The organism is Burkholderia sp. SCN-KJ (genome assembly GCF_024656005.1).
Lineage (GTDB): Bacteria > Pseudomonadota > Gammaproteobacteria > Burkholderiales > Burkholderiaceae > Burkholderia.
The window spans coordinates 66886-82093 of record NZ_JANKOG010000017.1 but is presented as its reverse complement, the minus strand read 5'-3'; the positions used below and the strand labels follow the sequence as shown (position 1 = coordinate 82093).

General features: G+C 67.1%; 15 protein-coding genes. 9 read left to right on the top strand and 6 right to left on the bottom strand.

Annotated elements, in window-relative coordinates; genetic code table 11:
- Positions 1-57: 57 nt before the first annotated feature.
- Positions 58-1536 carry a PLP-dependent aminotransferase family protein gene (locus tag NQV17_RS25540; protein WP_257774365.1) on the bottom strand — a complete coding sequence of 493 codons (1479 nt, stop codon included), beginning with the start codon at positions 1534-1536 and terminating at the stop codon, positions 58-60.
- Between the two features lie 131 nt (positions 1537-1667).
- On the opposite strand from NQV17_RS25540, the gene NQV17_RS25535 reads away from it, so the two are divergent.
- The gene (locus NQV17_RS25535) at positions 1668-2144 is read left to right on the top strand and encodes a GNAT family N-acetyltransferase (protein ID WP_044845435.1); all 477 of its coding nucleotides are present in this window, start codon (positions 1668-1670) and stop codon (positions 2142-2144) included.
- Positions 2145-2189: 45 nt separating this feature from the next.
- Here the strand turns inward: NQV17_RS25535 and NQV17_RS25530 are convergent, their stop codons facing one another.
- The gene (locus NQV17_RS25530) at positions 2190-2915 is read right to left on the bottom strand and encodes a class I SAM-dependent methyltransferase (protein WP_257774364.1); all 726 of its coding nucleotides are present in this window, start codon (positions 2913-2915) and stop codon (positions 2190-2192) included.
- A 217-nt stretch (positions 2916-3132) separates the two neighbouring features.
- Here NQV17_RS25530 and NQV17_RS25525 point away from each other — a divergent pair, with 217 nt between their 5' ends.
- Positions 3133-4143, top strand: coding sequence for a hypothetical protein (locus NQV17_RS25525; RefSeq protein WP_257774363.1), 1011 nt, complete (start codon positions 3133-3135; stop codon positions 4141-4143).
- A gap of 231 nt (positions 4144-4374) precedes the next feature.
- Positions 4375-5184 (top strand): TlpA disulfide reductase family protein, encoded by an 810-nt coding sequence (locus tag NQV17_RS25520; protein ID WP_257774362.1) that lies wholly within the window; start codon positions 4375-4377, stop codon positions 5182-5184.
- Positions 5185-5299: 115 nt separating this feature from the next.
- Here the strand turns inward: NQV17_RS25520 and NQV17_RS25515 are convergent, their stop codons facing one another.
- Entirely contained in the window at positions 5300-5704 is a 405-nt protein-coding gene (locus NQV17_RS25515; protein ID WP_044845438.1) for a hypothetical protein, read from the bottom strand.
- A gap of 684 nt (positions 5705-6388) precedes the next feature.
- On the opposite strand from NQV17_RS25515, the gene NQV17_RS25510 reads away from it, so the two are divergent.
- From NQV17_RS25510 to NQV17_RS25500, 3 genes are all read left to right on the top strand, one after another.
- Complete coding sequence (locus NQV17_RS25510) at positions 6389-6778, top strand: fucose-binding lectin II (protein ID WP_257774361.1); 390 nt, start codon at positions 6389-6391, stop codon at positions 6776-6778.
- A 126-nt stretch (positions 6779-6904) separates the two neighbouring features.
- Positions 6905-7723: a fucose-binding lectin II gene (locus tag NQV17_RS25505; RefSeq protein WP_257774360.1), complete on the top strand. Its 819-nt coding sequence runs from the start codon at positions 6905-6907 to the stop codon at positions 7721-7723.
- 202 nt (positions 7724-7925) lie between these two features.
- Positions 7926-8666 carry a fucose-binding lectin II gene (locus NQV17_RS25500; RefSeq protein ID WP_257774359.1) on the top strand — a complete coding sequence of 247 codons (741 nt, stop codon included), beginning with the start codon at positions 7926-7928 and terminating at the stop codon, positions 8664-8666.
- 185 nt (positions 8667-8851) lie between these two features.
- Here the strand turns inward: NQV17_RS25500 and NQV17_RS25495 are convergent, their stop codons facing one another.
- Positions 8852-10222: a M23 family metallopeptidase gene (locus NQV17_RS25495; RefSeq protein ID WP_257774358.1), complete on the bottom strand. Its 1371-nt coding sequence runs from the start codon at positions 10220-10222 to the stop codon at positions 8852-8854.
- Between the two features lie 325 nt (positions 10223-10547).
- Between NQV17_RS25495 and NQV17_RS25490 the strand changes: the two genes are divergently transcribed.
- Entirely contained in the window at positions 10548-11423 is an 876-nt protein-coding gene (locus NQV17_RS25490) for a mechanosensitive ion channel family protein (protein ID WP_257774357.1), read from the top strand.
- Between the two features lie 54 nt (positions 11424-11477).
- Here the strand turns inward: NQV17_RS25490 and NQV17_RS25485 are convergent, their stop codons facing one another.
- Together NQV17_RS25485 and NQV17_RS25480 are read right to left on the bottom strand one after the other, a co-directional pair.
- Complete coding sequence (locus NQV17_RS25485; protein WP_257774356.1) at positions 11478-12617, bottom strand: branched-chain amino acid ABC transporter substrate-binding protein; 1140 nt, start codon at positions 12615-12617, stop codon at positions 11478-11480.
- Between the two features lie 70 nt (positions 12618-12687).
- Positions 12688-13725 (bottom strand): histone deacetylase family protein, encoded by a 1038-nt coding sequence (locus NQV17_RS25480; protein ID WP_257774355.1) that lies wholly within the window; start codon positions 13723-13725, stop codon positions 12688-12690.
- 125 nt (positions 13726-13850) lie between these two features.
- Between NQV17_RS25480 and NQV17_RS25475 the strand changes: the two genes are divergently transcribed.
- Together NQV17_RS25475 and NQV17_RS25470 are read left to right on the top strand one after the other, a co-directional pair.
- Positions 13851-14339, top strand: coding sequence for an Lrp/AsnC family transcriptional regulator (locus NQV17_RS25475; protein WP_124487083.1), 489 nt, complete (start codon positions 13851-13853; stop codon positions 14337-14339).
- A gap of 61 nt (positions 14340-14400) precedes the next feature.
- Positions 14401-14730, top strand: a complete 330-nt coding sequence (locus tag NQV17_RS25470; protein WP_257774354.1) for a hypothetical protein — start codon at positions 14401-14403, stop codon at positions 14728-14730.
- Positions 14731-15208 lie beyond the last annotated feature (478 nt).

Genomic DNA, 15208 nt, shown 5'->3' with positions numbered 1-15208 from the left:
CAGTGACGCGATGACGCGACGACGTAGCGACGTAGCGACGACACGGCGCAACGGCCATCACCGCGCGGCCAGCACGCGGTCGATCATCTCGCCGATCCGCCGCGCGAGCGCGTCCATCCGCTCGGCCGGCACGCCGCCATAGCCGAGCACGAGCCCGTTGTAACCCGCTGCAGTACCCGGCAGGCAGAACGACGACAGCGGCCGCAGGATCAGCCCGTGCGCCTGCGCGACGCGGCTCAGTTCCGTGTCGGCCACCGGCACGTCGAGCCGCGCGGACAGATGCATGCCGCCCGCGCCGCCCGACACCGTCAGCCGCGTATGCAACCGCCGCGCCAGCGCGTCGTGCAGTGCGTCGCGCCGCTCGGCATACACGCGGCGCATGCGCCGCAGATGCCGCGTGAAATGCCCGGCGTCGATGAAATCCGCGAGCGCGCGCTGCTCGACGGCGCGGCCCTGCAGCATCAGCGCGCCCGCCGCGTCGCGCAGCGGCTGCGCAAGCGCGGGCGGCACGACCATGAAGCCGAGCCGCAACGCCGGAAACATCACCTTGCTGAAGGTACCGAGGTAGATCACCGGCGCGTCGTCGGCGAGCCCCTGCACGGCCGCGTGCGGCGTGCCGTGGTGGCGGAACTCGCTGTCGTAGTCGTCCTCGACGATCCATGCGCCGGCCGCGCGCGCCTGCGCGACGAGCGCGAGCCGCCGTTCGAGGCTCATCACCGCGCCGAGCGGATATTGGTGCGACGGCGTGATGTAGACGAGCTTCGGCGGACGATCGCGCCAGTCGTCCGGATGCGGCGCGAGCCCCTGCGCATCGACGCCGATCGGCTCGACGCGCAGGTCGGCCGCGAGAAACGCGTTGCGCGCGCCGTGGTAGCCGGGGTTCTCGATCCATGCGACATCGCCCGCGTCGGCCAGCGCACGAGCGCACAGGTCGAGCGCGCCCTGCGTGCCGTCGGTGACGATCACCTGCGCGGCGTCGCAGCGCACACCGCGCGACGCGCGCAGATAGCCGGCGATCGCGTCGCGCAGCACCGCGTCGCCTTCCGCGGACTGATAGCCGAGCTGCGCCGGCCCCGCCGAGCGCCATGCGCGTTCGATGCAGCGCCGCCACTGCGCGAGCGGGAATGCGTCGACGGCCGGCACGCCCGGCATGAACGGCAGCGATTCGTCGAGGCCGCTCGTCGCGCGCTCGGCCTGCGCGACGCGCCGCGACAGCACCGCCGTAGCGCCGGCGGGCGCCGCGGCGGCGACCTGCGACCCGCGCAACCCCATCCGGGCGACCACCGTGCCCTGCCGCGTGCCGGTCACGAACCCTTCCGATGCGAGCCGCTCGTACGCGTACAGCACCGAGTTGCGCGCGATGCCGAGCTCGTCGGCCAGCGTGCGCGATGCGGCAAGCCGCGTACCCTCGGCGATCCGGCCGCTCAGGATCGCGTCGCGCAGGCACGCGTACAGCCGCTGCTGCTGCGACATCCGCGTGGCCGCGTGCGGCCCCGCTTCGCGCTCGAAGGTCGACAGCAGCAACGCGTAATCCATCGTGGCTCCAGAATGTATCGATGTCATGGGTCTACACATGGTGCCACGAACTTTCTATCGTAGAGGTCTGCGCGCGTTTCCGGCCGTGCCGGCAACGCTTCATTCCATCCATCCTCGAAAGGTTCGCGACCATGAACGCTACCGACACCGGCCTGACCGTACGCCCCGTGCGCGAAGACGATTTCGACAACTGGCTGCCGCTGTGGGACGGCTACAACCGCTTCTACGGCCGCTTCGGCGATACCGCGCTGCCGCGCGAGATCACGCGGCTCACGTGGTCGCGCTTCTTCGACGGCTACGAGCCCGTGCATGCGCGTGTCGCGGAACGCGACGGCCGGCTCGTCGGGCTCGTGCATTTCCTGTATCACCGCAGCACGACGCTGGCCGGGCCGACCTGCTATCTGCAGGATCTCTTCACGCTCGAGCGCGAACGCGGCAAGGGCGTGGGCCGCGCGTTGATCGAAGCCGTGTACGACGCCGCGCAAGCGCAGCGCGCCGAACGCGTGTACTGGCAGACGCACGAGACGAATCGCACGGCGATGCGGCTCTACGACACCGTCGCGGAGAAAACCGGATTCGTGATCTACCGGAAGGTCTTGCCGCGCTGATCATGCGGCGTGCCGCAGGCCGCACGCCGCGCGGCCGCGGCGGTTTCAATCCAGCGGCCGCGCCTTGATCCACAGGAACAGCGGCACGCGCGACCACTGCTTCAGCGTGTCCGTGTCGACGCGATCGGGCGGCGGCTCGCGCAGCGACACGATCGCGAAGCCGGCCGCCTCCAGCGCATCCATGTAGGCCTGGAGCGGCAGCGACCAGCCCGCGAAGTGCATCGACAGCCCGTCGCGCGTTTCCACGCCCTCGAAATGCTCGCTGCCGAAATACGTGCCTTCGAGCACGAACGGCGCGTCGGGCTGCGGCCCCGCGAAACGGCCGCGATCGCGGAACGGATGCACGAGCGACACGAACAGCAGCCCGCCCGGCTTCAGCACGCGACGTGCCTCGCGCAACGCGGCCGCCATGTCGTCGAGGTCCATCAGCACGTTGTATGCCATCACGATGTCGAAGCTGGCCGGATCGAACGGCAGCGAGGCGGCATCGGCGAGCGCGTAGCGGTGCGCCGATGCCGCGCGACGCGCGGCGTCGAGCATCGCGGGCACCGCGTCGCTCGCGGTCACGTCGTAGCCGAGCGCCTTCAGCTCGCGGCTCACGCGGCCCTCGCCGCAGCCGATCTCCAGTGCGCGGCCGGTGCCGCGGCCGAGGTAGGCCGCCAACCCCTCGCGATACTTCCAGAATGCATCGTGGCCCGGCCTGCCGGCCCAGTCGATCCATTGGTCGGCGACGTGCGTCCAGTGTTCCGTGATGGCTTTGCTGTCGGTCATGTTCGCTCCCGATCGGTGTTCGTCGTGCTGGCCCAGGATGCGCATGGTAAGCCGAAGCGGCGGTGCGCGTGAGCGCGTTGCGCGGCTCGAGGCCGCCGCGGCCGGTTTCCGTTTCCGGCGGCGGCGTTCTACAGTGGTTACGACAGACGACATGCGCCGCCGCACATCGTTCGCGTTCGGCGCGCGTGCCGATACCCCCCGATTCCGAGGAACGTCCATGCCGAGTATCGTCGCCGGCCCCGCCGATCTGCCGCCGAGCCCCGTCGCCGCTGAAACGCGGATGGTGCACGACGTCGCCACGCTGCAGCCGTCGGACTACCGTTCGGCCGACGGTGCATCGTGGGTCATCGCCACCCTCACGCCGGCGCCGGACAGCGGCAAAAACGTGACCGGCAATACCTACTTCGATACCGCGAAACGGCAAACCGTCACAGTGCCCGACGCGCGTCGGCGTTACGCGAACCGCGGCACCTGGCAGGTTATCGCGAGTTCCAGCCCGGCGGTGCCCGCCACCGGCCGCTACGACTGGCTCACGCTCGCATGGCTGCCGATCAACGGACGGCCGCTGCCGCAAACACCCGAGCATCTGTATTCGCCGTTCATTCACGGCGGCACGATCGTCTATCGGTGGAATCCGGCCGCGCAAGGCGGCGAGCAGTTCGGCAACGTGCGGATGATCTTTCCGGCGTGGCAGCAGCAGGTCGCGGACGTGCTGCGCGGCGCGCCCGGCGACGTCGCGCAGGCGGCGGCGGCGTCCGCATCGACGCTCGATCGCGTGCAGCAGGACGGCAATCCAATGGCCGCCGTGCTCGACTTCGCCGCCGCGCTGCATGAGGAACCGGCCGACCGGATCGCCGCGCGCCTGCCGGCATTGCTGCGCGCGAGCGACCTGCACGAAGTGTCGGCGATCGTGTTTCAGTGCATCGCCGCATCGCGAGAAGCGGACCGGCCGCGCTTCGTCGAGGCGATCAACGGGTCCGTCGCCTCGATCGACGACGGCGCGCGCCTGCTCGCGATCGCCTACGGCGCATTCGCGGCCGGCAGGGCGAAGCCGCGTCCGTTCAGTGATGCCGAACAGGCCGCGCGCATCAACGACGTATTCACGGCCTTGAAGCAGCGGACGTCGGCACTCGGCGTGCCGGCCGGACAAGGTTCGCCGTGGTACGAATTCTTTACCGCGTACCGGCTTGGCGGTGCGCCTACCGGCTCGAGCGGAAACAGGCAGTAATTACCGGACCTGCGCGATCGTCGGTCGGCCTGATGCGTCGCGAGACTTCGACGAAAGCAACGTCCTCCTGAATGCCGGCGCCCGGCATGCGATTCGGACGCGTCGGGCGGCGCATGGCGCGCGCGGTCGCGAAGGGAACCCGCGTGCGCCCGGTAGGGTCGAAACGTCACATGACCGTCGACGGCATCGCGTTCGCCGGTCGATCCACGATCCCCGCACCCTTTTCTCCCCATGTTGAGCATCGGTCCCTTCTCGATCCGCGTCGTCGCGGTAGCCGCCGCCGCGCTGCTGGCGCGGCTCGTTGCCCGCTTCATCCAGCGCCGCCCGCCCGATGGACATCACAAGAGCGCGTCGAGCCTGATCCTCGACGTGCTGCTGCTCGGGCTGGTCGCCGCGCGTATCGGCTATGTCGCGCAATGGTGGCGCGACTACGCGACGACGCCGCGCGCCATCGTCGCGCTCGGTGACGGCGGCTTCGACTGGCGCATCGGTATCGCCGCCGCGCTGGCGTTCGCCGTCTGGCGGTTGCGTCGCCTGCCCGCGCTGCGCAAACCCGTGGCGGCCGGCATCGTCGCGGGCCTCGCCGCGTGGGGCATCGCGCAAGGCACGCTGGCGACACTGCAGCGCACCGCGCCGCCGTTCGCCGCGCTGCAGCTCGAAACGCTCGATGCGACGCCCGTCCTGCCGCAACGCTTCGCAGGCAAGCCGGTCGTGGTGAACCTGTGGGCGACGTGGTGCGCACCGTGCCGGCGCGAGATGCCGCTCCTCGAACAGGCGCAACGCGATCACCCGGGCCTCACGGTGCTGATGCTCAACCAGGGGGAAAACGCACAGGCCGTGCGCGCGTTCCTCGAACAGCAGGGGCTGCGCTTCGACAACGTGCTGCTCGATCCGTCGTTGCATGCGATGCATGCGTACGGATCGCGCGGGCTGCCCACGACGCTGTTCTTCAATGCGAAAGGCGAACTCGTCGAATCGCACATGGGCGAGCTCACCGCCGCGCGATTGAAGGATGCGGTGGCGCAGCGTTTCGGTCAGTGATGCCGTCGGCCTCCTGCTCGACGCCACGATCGATCGTCGATGGCAGCGCGCGTTCCCGCAGCCGCGGCTGACTCGATCGCCGACACGCCGGCACTTCGACCACCATCGGCGACGCTTACGGCCTCGACAACACCATCACCCGTCCCGACACGCGCTGAAGCTTCAGCCACCCAGTGTCGGCGGTAAACCTGAGCTGCTGCAACGGGAAATCGAATCCCGCCTTCTGTGCGGCGCTGACCACCGCATCGGCGATCCAGCGAATCAGTTCCTTTCCTTCGTCGGTCGTCTGGTGACCGTTCTGGACACCGTAGAAATAGCGGTTCCCTGCGTTGACCTCGTTCTGCAACTGCATCCAGTGCCCCGGGAGGCCGGGCAGGGTCCTGAACAGGTCGGCCACGCGCTGCGTCGTCAGGCCGCGCGCCCACAACGCGCCGTTCACGGCGGGCCGCGCCAGGTTGTGACGGTCTGCGTCCTGTGCCTGTCCCTTGATCTCGCCTTTCAGACTATCGGGTTTCGTCATCGCACTGTCCTCGTGAGGGCCCGGTAAAGGGCCGATTGAATGAATAATGCCGCCGAATAGCGCGCGCACGCGCGTCTTGCACGATACCGCTAATCTCGGAATTGATCGCCTGTCAGGTATATCAGGCCGCGCTTGGCAATATCGCGCGCAAAAATCAGCCTCGTCCGATAGGCGCCGCGACAGCAGGCCGATATGCTTCGTCGGGTGCGGTGCCGGTGAAGTGTCCTGTTCAAGTTCGGAGTGAGCCGGTCATTGAGCTTCGTCGGCGGCGCACCCCGCTTCGTTGCGATCCGGCTTCGGCGCGGGCGCCTGATGGTGGCCGTGGGCGCGGCCACGACGGGGAAAGACGATGTTGAAACAACACGCTGCCATATGCGAACGCCGAGCGTCTGCGCCGAAACCGGATCCTCTTGCCATTCCCGTCATTCCCGCCTGCACACCCCGCCATTATTCAAAAAAGCGTGACACGCATCGATATAATTTCCGAGATATATCGAACGGCACTCCATTGAATTTTCACCATTAAATCGGACTGTTTCGGTTTCCGATTTTCTGAACGATTCCCATTCCCGGCCGAATATTTTTTCATTTATTTTTCGCCATGCTGACTGAACCGTGTTTGAAACTGCAAGCGTTAGCGAGACACGGTGAAGTGCCTTATCCATCGACTTCCAGGAGGAAAGCATGGCCGAATCTCAAACGTCTTCGAATCGCGCCGGCGAGTTTTCGATTCCGCCGAACACCGACTTCCGCGCGATTTTCTTCGCGAATGCTGCCGAGCAGCAGCACATCAAGCTGTTCATCGGCGACAGCAAGGAACCGGCCGCCTATCACAAACTGACCACGCGCGACGGCCCGCGCGAAGCCACGCTGAATTCGGGCAACGGCAAGCTGCGCTTCGAAGTGACGGTAAACGACAAGACGTCGGCCACCGATGCGCGCCTCGCGCCGATCAGCGGCAAGAAATCGGACGGTTCGCCGTTCACGGTCAACTTCGGGATCGTCGTGTCGGAAGACGGTCACGACAGCGACTACAACGACGGCATCGTCGTGCTGCAGTGGCCGATCGGCTGACCTGACGCACGAGTGGCGGCCGCGCCGTGCCGGCCCGCCGTCGTCGGGCCGGCCGGCGGTTCGCGCCCATCAAGCGGCCCTCACGCAGCACCCCAATCCAAAACAGCGTTATCACAGGAGACTTCCATGCCGATCCTTTCGGCTTCGATCAACAGCGCACCCGTCGTCACGTCCGAGACGTACGTCGACATCCCCGGCCTGCATATCGACATCGCCAACGCAGAGATTCGCGACGGGAAACTGCAGGTCATCCTCAACGTGCCGACGCCGTACGCGACCGGCAACAATTTCCCCGGCATCTATTTCGCGATCGCGACGGACAAAGGCGTCGTCGCGGACGGCTGCTTCACCTATTCGTCGAAGGTGCCCGAAAGCACCGGGCGCATGCCGTTCACGCTCGTCGCGACGATCGACGTCGGCAGCGGCGTCACGTTCGTGAAAGGGCAGTGGAAAAGCGTGCGCGGCAGCGCGATGCATATCGATTCGTACGCGAGCATTTCCGCAATCGGCGACACGGCCGCGCAGTCGTCGTCGCAAGGCGGCGGGAATCAGGGCACCGAAACCGGCGGCGGCGCCGGCAACATCGGCGGCGGCGGCGAACGCGACGGCACGTTCAACCTGCCGCCGAACATCAAGTTCGGCGTGACCGCACTCACCAATGCAGCGAACGACCAGACGATCGACATCTACATCGACGACAACCCGAAACCGGCCGTCACGTTCAAGGGCGCGGGCGTGCAGGACCAGAACCTCGGCACGAAGGTGCTCGACTCCGGCAAGGGGCGCGTACGCGTGATCGTGACGGCGAACGGCAAGCCGTCGCGCATCGGCTCGCGGCAAATCGATCTCTTCAAGAAGTCGTACTTCGGAATCGTCGGCTCCGAAGACGGCACCGACGACGACTACAACGACGGCATCGTGTTCCTGAACTGGCCGCTGGGCTGAACCCGACGATGCGCGGCGCGGCAACGCGTGCGCGCCGCCGTCGAACGCGCAATGGCGACGGGGCCAACCGCGCCGGCCACCCGTTGCGAATCGATTCATTCGAGCAGTCATTTGCAGTCCCACGCCGCGCTCCGCGCGCGACGACGGCGAGATCCGCTCACCGGTCGCGCGATGCGAGACATTCCATCAAGACGAGGAAGACATGTCACAACCGTTTACCCATGACGATCTGTACGCCCTGCTGCAACTCGCCGGCAACGATGCAACCGCCGTGCAATCGAACGGCGACCAGGCCGTGCTCGACCGGATGCGTCAGTTCATGACCGCGCAGCTCGTGGAGAAGCTGCCGCAATACGATGTGTTCGTCGACATTGCAACGATCCCGTACAGCTTCGACGTCGGCAGCTGGCAGAACAAGGTGAAGGCCGATGCGGCCGGGCAGGTGATCGCCTGCACGGTGACGTGGGCCGGCGCGCCCGGCGTGCTGCCCGGCGCGGCGGCAAAATTCGGCGTCGGTGCTGTGGTCAACTACTTCTCGAAGGCGACACCGCAGCCGCAACCCACGCAGCCGGACACCACGACGACCGGCGGTGGCGAACGCGACGGCATCTTCAACCTGCCGCCGAACATTGCATTCGGCGTGACGGCGCTCGTCAATTCGGCCGCGCAGCAGACGATCGAAGTCTTCGTCGACGACAACCCGAAACCGGCCGCAACGTTCCAGGGCGCCGGCACGCAGGACGCGAACCTGAACACGCAGATCGTGAACTCGGGCAAGGGGAAGGTGCGCGTGGTCGTGACGGCGAACGGCAAGCCGTCGAAGATCGGTTCGCGCCAGGTCGACATCTTCAAGAAGACCTATTTCGGGCTGGTCGGCTCCGAAGACGGTACGGACGGCGACTACAACGACGGCATCGCGATCCTGAACTGGCCGCTGGGTTGACGGGCTGACCGTTAAACGGAAGGCAAGCGCCGGGCGCTGATTGGCCCGGCGCTTGCCTTTATTGCTTCCGATGCCCGCCGGGAACATCGCACACGGGCATCACAAGCACCGGATGGATAGCCTGAAACATGACGTGGTCGCGCCTGCACCCGGCACGCCGGGCGAGCACGGGCGACGTCGCGACATCAGCCGTCATGCCGGGCGCCACGTTGTGACGTCGCGAGCGGCGCCGTCAAGCTGGCCGCGGCCAACTGCGTGCGCGCGGCGTAGGCCACGCGGTTGAACGCGACACGCTGCTCACCCTTCAGTTTCGCTGCCTTTGCCGCCTGCACGAGGCCGATCGGATCGACAAGACGGCCGTGTTGCCGGACCTCGAAGTGCAGATGCGGGCCGGTCGCGGTCCCGGTACTGCCGACCGCGCCCACCCGTTGGCCGCGGGCAACCCGCGCACCGGTTCGCAGCGTGGGCTCGAACGCCGACAAGTGCGCGTAGTACGACGCATAGCCACCGTCATGACGGATCACCACATACTTGCCGTAACCGCGCGGCTCGGTGCCGATGAACGTCACGACGCCGCGCTCGGAGGCGTGGACGGCGCGCCCTGTCGGCGCGGCAAGATCGACGCCCGAATGCACGTGGCGCGCGCCGGTCACCGGATGCACGCGCGCGCCGAAGCGCGAACTGGTGCGTGTCGACCGGACCGGCATCGCGAACCGGGTGCCTTCGAACCGCATGCCGTCGAGATCGTAATAGGCGCCCGGTACACCCGCTCCGGGGGCGAACCACACGGCCGCGACGCGCTGGCCGCGAAAGCGGATGTCGAGCGCCGTCACGCGCACGCCGCCCGGCAGTGCCGCGTCGTCATCGGATTCGAATGCGACACGGAAGGTGTCGCCGGTCGCGCCGTGCCGCTTCGGGTCGATACGACCGGCCAACATGCGCGTCAGCTGCGCCACGACACCGTCGGGCAATTCGGCACGCGCCAGCGACGCACGCAGGCTGCCGGTGATCGCACCGGCCCGCGTGCCGCTCTCCTGCTCCGCGAGCACGAACGGTTGCGCGGCCGCCAGATCGACACGACGCGATGCGAATGCCGAAGGCGCGCCGATCGCGGGCAGATGCGATGCAAACCCATAATCGAAACGCCCTGCGTAACCGCGCTCGATCGCACCCCGCGCCGCATCGCAAAGGACAACGTACGGCGCACAGGCGCCGGCACGCACGACGAACATGCCGGGATAGGCCTCCGCACGCACACGCACCGCCTCCGAATCCGCCACGATGCGCGGAATCACCGTCGACGCAAGCAAGCCGCCCCAGACAGTGCGAGCGGAATTGAAGAAAGGCACGTCGACAAGGTCGGCCGCTTGCGCCGCCACGGGCGCGGACGGCTCGGCATCGGTGGATGCCAGCGCCATCGCGCCCTGTGTGCCGGCAAGCCACGCCGCCGCAACGACACCGCGCAGCAGCGCGCGGCGAATGGGAAAGCGGATGGCACCGCGTTGCGCGGATCGACCTCGTTCGCGTGCGAGACGTAAACACAGGTCGAACCGCATCGCGTCGTCACTCGCTATCTATGAAAACTGGAAATCAACCGGGTATCGCGGAGGAAAGAGCGTCGCGATCCGGTAGCCTGGAGGCGAGTGTACTGGCGCGACCAACATCGCTGAATAGGACCAATCCGATTTGGTCAGACGTTGTCTTAGTACATGAACGAAAGATAAAAATCGCTGCAAAAAATGCGCGGGATGCGCCCCTTCGGTCGCGTGACACCGCGCATGGCTGTACAGTCGAGGGTTGCCCGCGCACGCGCGCCTGCCCGCCCGGCCACGGCGGGTGCGCCGCCCGTCGCGCCTTCTGTCCTCAACCCGGAATCCCGTCATGTTTCTCGATCATCTTCATCCGGAACGCTGGACGTTCCTGTGGAACGCGTTGTCCACGCTGTCGCTCAGGCTCTGCGCCGCCCTCGCGCTGCTCGTCGCGGGCTGGTGGCTGTCGAAACGCATCGGCAACTGGCTGAGCCGGCTGCTCGCGAACAAGGAGCGCGTCGACGACACGCTGCGGCCGATCCTCTGCGACGTCGCCGTGTGGGGCATCCGCATCGTCGCGATCGTCGGCGCGCTGTCGCAGCTGGGCATCGAAACCGCGAGCATCGTCGCGGTGCTCGGCGCGGCCGGCCTCGCGATCGGGCTCGCCTTGCAGGGCACGATGCAGAACATCGCGGCCGGCATCATGCTGTTGCTGCTGCGGCCGTTCAAGGTGGGCGACTACATCGACGGCGGCTCGAGCGTCGCGGGGACGGTGGACGAAGTCGGCCTCTTCATGACGCGGCTGACGAAGCCGGACGGCATCTGCGAATACGTGCCGAACAGCGCGCTGTGGGGCAGCGCGATCCGCAATTACACGCGCAATCCGACGCGCCGTCTCGATCTCGAGGTGGAAGTGTCGGTGCACGACGACATCGATCGTGCGCTCGACGCGCTGCGCGCGCTGGCCGAAGCCGATCCCGACGTGCTGACGGAACCGGCACCGGACGTGATGGTGATGCGCTTCGACGACAGCACGGCGATCGCGAACATGCGCGTGTGGACGCATACCGACAAGTTCTGGGCGATGCGCTGGCGCCTCGCGCGCCAGGTGCGCAAGACGCTCGCCGAGGCGGACTGCGCGTTGCCGATCCGCACGCGCGAACTGCACATCGTGCATGACGCCGAACAGCAGCGCCGGGCCGACCCGCGCCGCGTACAGGCGTCGTAAGACGTCGGGGCGCACGAGCGCGCATGGCGCGCTGCGTCGTGCGCCCCGCTCGCGTCACATCCTGACGATATCGAGCAGCGCCTTCTTGCCGCTCTTGTATGTGAATACCGAGATCGCACCGTGCTTCAGGTCGCCCTGCGGCGTGAAGCTCGTTTCGCCGATCACGCCGCGATAGTCGGTCGCCGGCATCGCGGCCAGCACCTTCGCCGGCTCCGTGGAGTTCGCGCGCTTCATCGCGTCGACGATGATGTACACCGCGTCGTACGAGAACGGCGCATACACCTGCATCGGCTGGCGATAGCGCGCCTCGTAACGCTTCACGAACGCCGCGCCGCCCGGCATCTTCTCGAGCGCGATGCCGGCTTCCGAGCACACGACGTTGTCCGATGCCGGGCCCGCGAGCTTCGGCAGGTCGGTCGAGCACACGCCGTCGCCGGCGAGGATCTTCGCGCGCATGCCGAGCTGGCGCGCCTGCTTCGCGAGCGGACCGCCGGTCGCGTCCATCCCGCCGTACATGATCGCGTCGGGGTTCTCGCCCTTGACCTTCGTGAGGATCGCGCGGAAGTCGATCGCCTTGTCGTTGGTCGCATCGCGCGAGACGATCTTCATCCCGGCCGCTTTCGCCGCCTTTTCGAATTCGGTCGCGAGGCCCTGCCCGTACGCGGTCGAATCGTCGACCACGGCCACCGTCCTGATGCCCAGGTGCTTCGCCGCATACATCGCGAGCGCGGGCCCTTGCTGCGCATCGGTCGCGACGACGCGATAGGTCGTCTTGAAGCCCTGCTGCGTGTAGGTCGGGTTGGTCGCGGCCTGCGAGATCTGCACGACGCCGCCGTCGCGATAGACGCGCGATGCGGGAATCGACGTACCCGAGTTGTGATGGCCGACGACGCCGACCACCTTGTCGTCGACGAGCCGCTGCGCGACCTGCGTCGCGGTGCGCGGGTCGCCCGCGTCGTCCTGCGCGTCGAGCTGCAGCGTGACCTTCCTGCCGCCGATCACGAGCCCCTTCGCGTTGATTTCCTCGACCGCGAGCCGCGCGCCGTTCTCGCTGTCCTTGCCGAGATGCGCGATCGCGCCGGTCAGCGGCGCGACGTGCCCGATGCGCACGATCTCGTCCGCGTGCGCGGACAGCGCGAATAGTGCACACGCCAGAGCGACCGCGCATGCCGTCTTGTTCCGATGCCGATTCATGTTCGTCTCCTTCCTTGTCTCTGTTGGTTCGTGATCCATACCATCGTCGATTGCAGGCAAAGCGATGCGCTCACGCGCGCCCTTCGAAGCCGAGCAGCACGTTCACCGCGTTGATACCGATTTCCTCGACCATGTAGCCGCCTTCCATCACGAACAGCGTCGGCAGGTTCAGGCGCGCGAGCGCTTCGCCGATCCGCAGGTAGTCGGGCGAGCGCAGCTTGAAATGGCTGATCGGATCGTGCTCGAACGTGTCGACGCCGAGCGACACGACGAGCAGGTCGGGCGCGTGCTTCGCGATCGCGGCAGTGGCGTGGCCTAGCGCCGCCGAGTAGGTGTCCCACTGCGTGCCCTTCGGCAGCGGCAGGTTCAGGTTGAAGCCTTCGCCCGCGCCCGCGCCGCGCTCGTCGGCATGGCCCGAGAAGTACGGATACGACACCGCCGGCTCGCCGTGCAGCGACGCGAACAACACGTCCGAACGCTCGTAGAAGATGTCCTGCGTGCCGTTGCCATGATGGAAGTCGACGTCCAGCACCGCCACGCGCGCCGCACCGCTCGCGATGCCGTGCTGCGCGGCGATCGCCGCGTTGTTCAGATAGCAGTAGCCGCCCATGTACTCGCGGCCCGCATGGTGGCCGGGCGGGCGGCACAGCGCGAACGCCGCACGCATGCCGCCGTTCGACAGCAGGTCGGCGCCGGTGAGCGCCGAGTTCGCACTCGCGCGCACCGCGTCCCACGTGCCGGCGTTGATCGGCGCACCGGCATCCATCGAGAAGAAGCCCAACTTGCCGTCGATGAAGTCCGGCAGCGTCGCCGCCGACGGCATCGCGCGCACCGGCCACACGAGCGGCAGCGCCTGGCAGGTGCGGCCGGTCGCGGCCCATTCGTCCCATGCGCCGGCGAGAAAGTCGACATAGCGCGCGCTGTGCGCGCCGGCATAGCTCGAGCGGTCGAACGCGCGCGGTGCGATCACGTCGCCGAGGCCGGCCGCGCGGACCTGCGCGAGCACCGTTTCGGCGCGAAGGGGGTTCTCGAACGAATCGGTGATCGCGCCGTCCTTCAGTTCGACGCCGCGATGCAGATGGTGATCGCTGCTGTAGACCGTGAGCATGGTTGACCGTTGCAGTGAAGGCTGTGAGGGGTGGCAACAGTCTATTGAGGCCAGCCGGCAATAACTTTGCTTTTCAACTCTTCGTTTCGTACAATTTTGAGAAAACCGTCTACGGAGACCCGGAAATGAGCAAAAATCGCGCTTCGGTGGAGCTGGACGGCGTCGATCGCGCGATGCTCCGCCTGCTGCAGGAAGACGGCGCGCTGTCCAACGCGACGCTCGGCGAACGGTTGGCGCTGAGCGTCACGCCGTGCTGGCGGCGGCGCAAGCGGCTCGAGGACGAAGGCGTGATCACCGGCTACCAGGCGAACCTCGACCGCCGCGCGCTCGGCATGAACGTGTTCGCGTTCGTGCAGGTCACGTTCAACATGCATTCGGACCAGGATTCGGATCACTTCGAGGACGTGATGCGGCGTCACGACGAAGTGACGTCGTGCCACAAGATCACCGGCGCGGCCGACTACATTCTCCAGGTCGTCGCCGCCGATCTCGACACGTATGCGGAATTCGTCGAACGCGTGCTGCGAAAGCAGGCTGGCGTGTCGTCGATCCAGTCGAGCCTCGCGCTGCGCGAGGTCAAGTTCTCGTCGCGCGTGCCGGTGCCGGATGCGTGATCGATCAAGCGCCCTCGCACGGGCATCCGCTGTCGACCTTCATCCCATGGAGCGCTACCGTATGAAACATTGCATTCCTTCCGCGCCGCTTGCCGCCGCGATCGCTCTCGCGTTTGCATTGGGCGCGTGCGCGACGCAACCGCCTGCCCCGCTTCCACCCAATGTCGCCGGGCAGGACACGCAGGGCACGCAGACCGCCCAGGCTGCCGAGACCGCCCCGCCGATGGTCGGCGGCGATCGCGACGCGCACGGCTGCATCGGCTCGGCCGGCTATGCGTGGTGCGAAGCGACCCGACAATGCGAGCGCCCGTGGGAACTCGCGAAGGCGCATGGTTTCGCGAACTCGGCGCAGGGGTACGAGCAGTTCTGCCGGAACGGCGCAGCGAAGTGAAGTAATGCGATGTGACCGGGTCGCGATGCAACGTCGCGCCCCGATGAAGCGCGAGCGCGATGCGCGTCATGCCCGTCGCGCGCGTTTCGCCCCGCCGATCCCGCCGTTTTTCCCGTTCCGCGCACCGTCATTCCGGAAACCCGGACACACAAAAAACCCCACGAAATCAGGGATATTCCGCGCGAGCGACACGGCAATCGAGTTCGGTTATATTACGCGCCCCTTGCCATCCCGCCCCGTGGAACGCATTGCGCGCGGCCGCTTTCGACGCGGCCTGAAACGCCTTCCGGCGAGGCCCGCAGCAAGGGCCTGCGCGCCCGTCGCACGACCGTGAAGCAGCTGATTGCACGAGCACATGAAGCCGATCCGAAGGTGTCCTTCGCAACGGCTTCGCGTGCGCAAATGCAACGGCGAACGCGGTCGATCCGGAATTCCGGATTCGCGGTCCGGATCTCCGGATGCGCGATCCGGTTGCGAA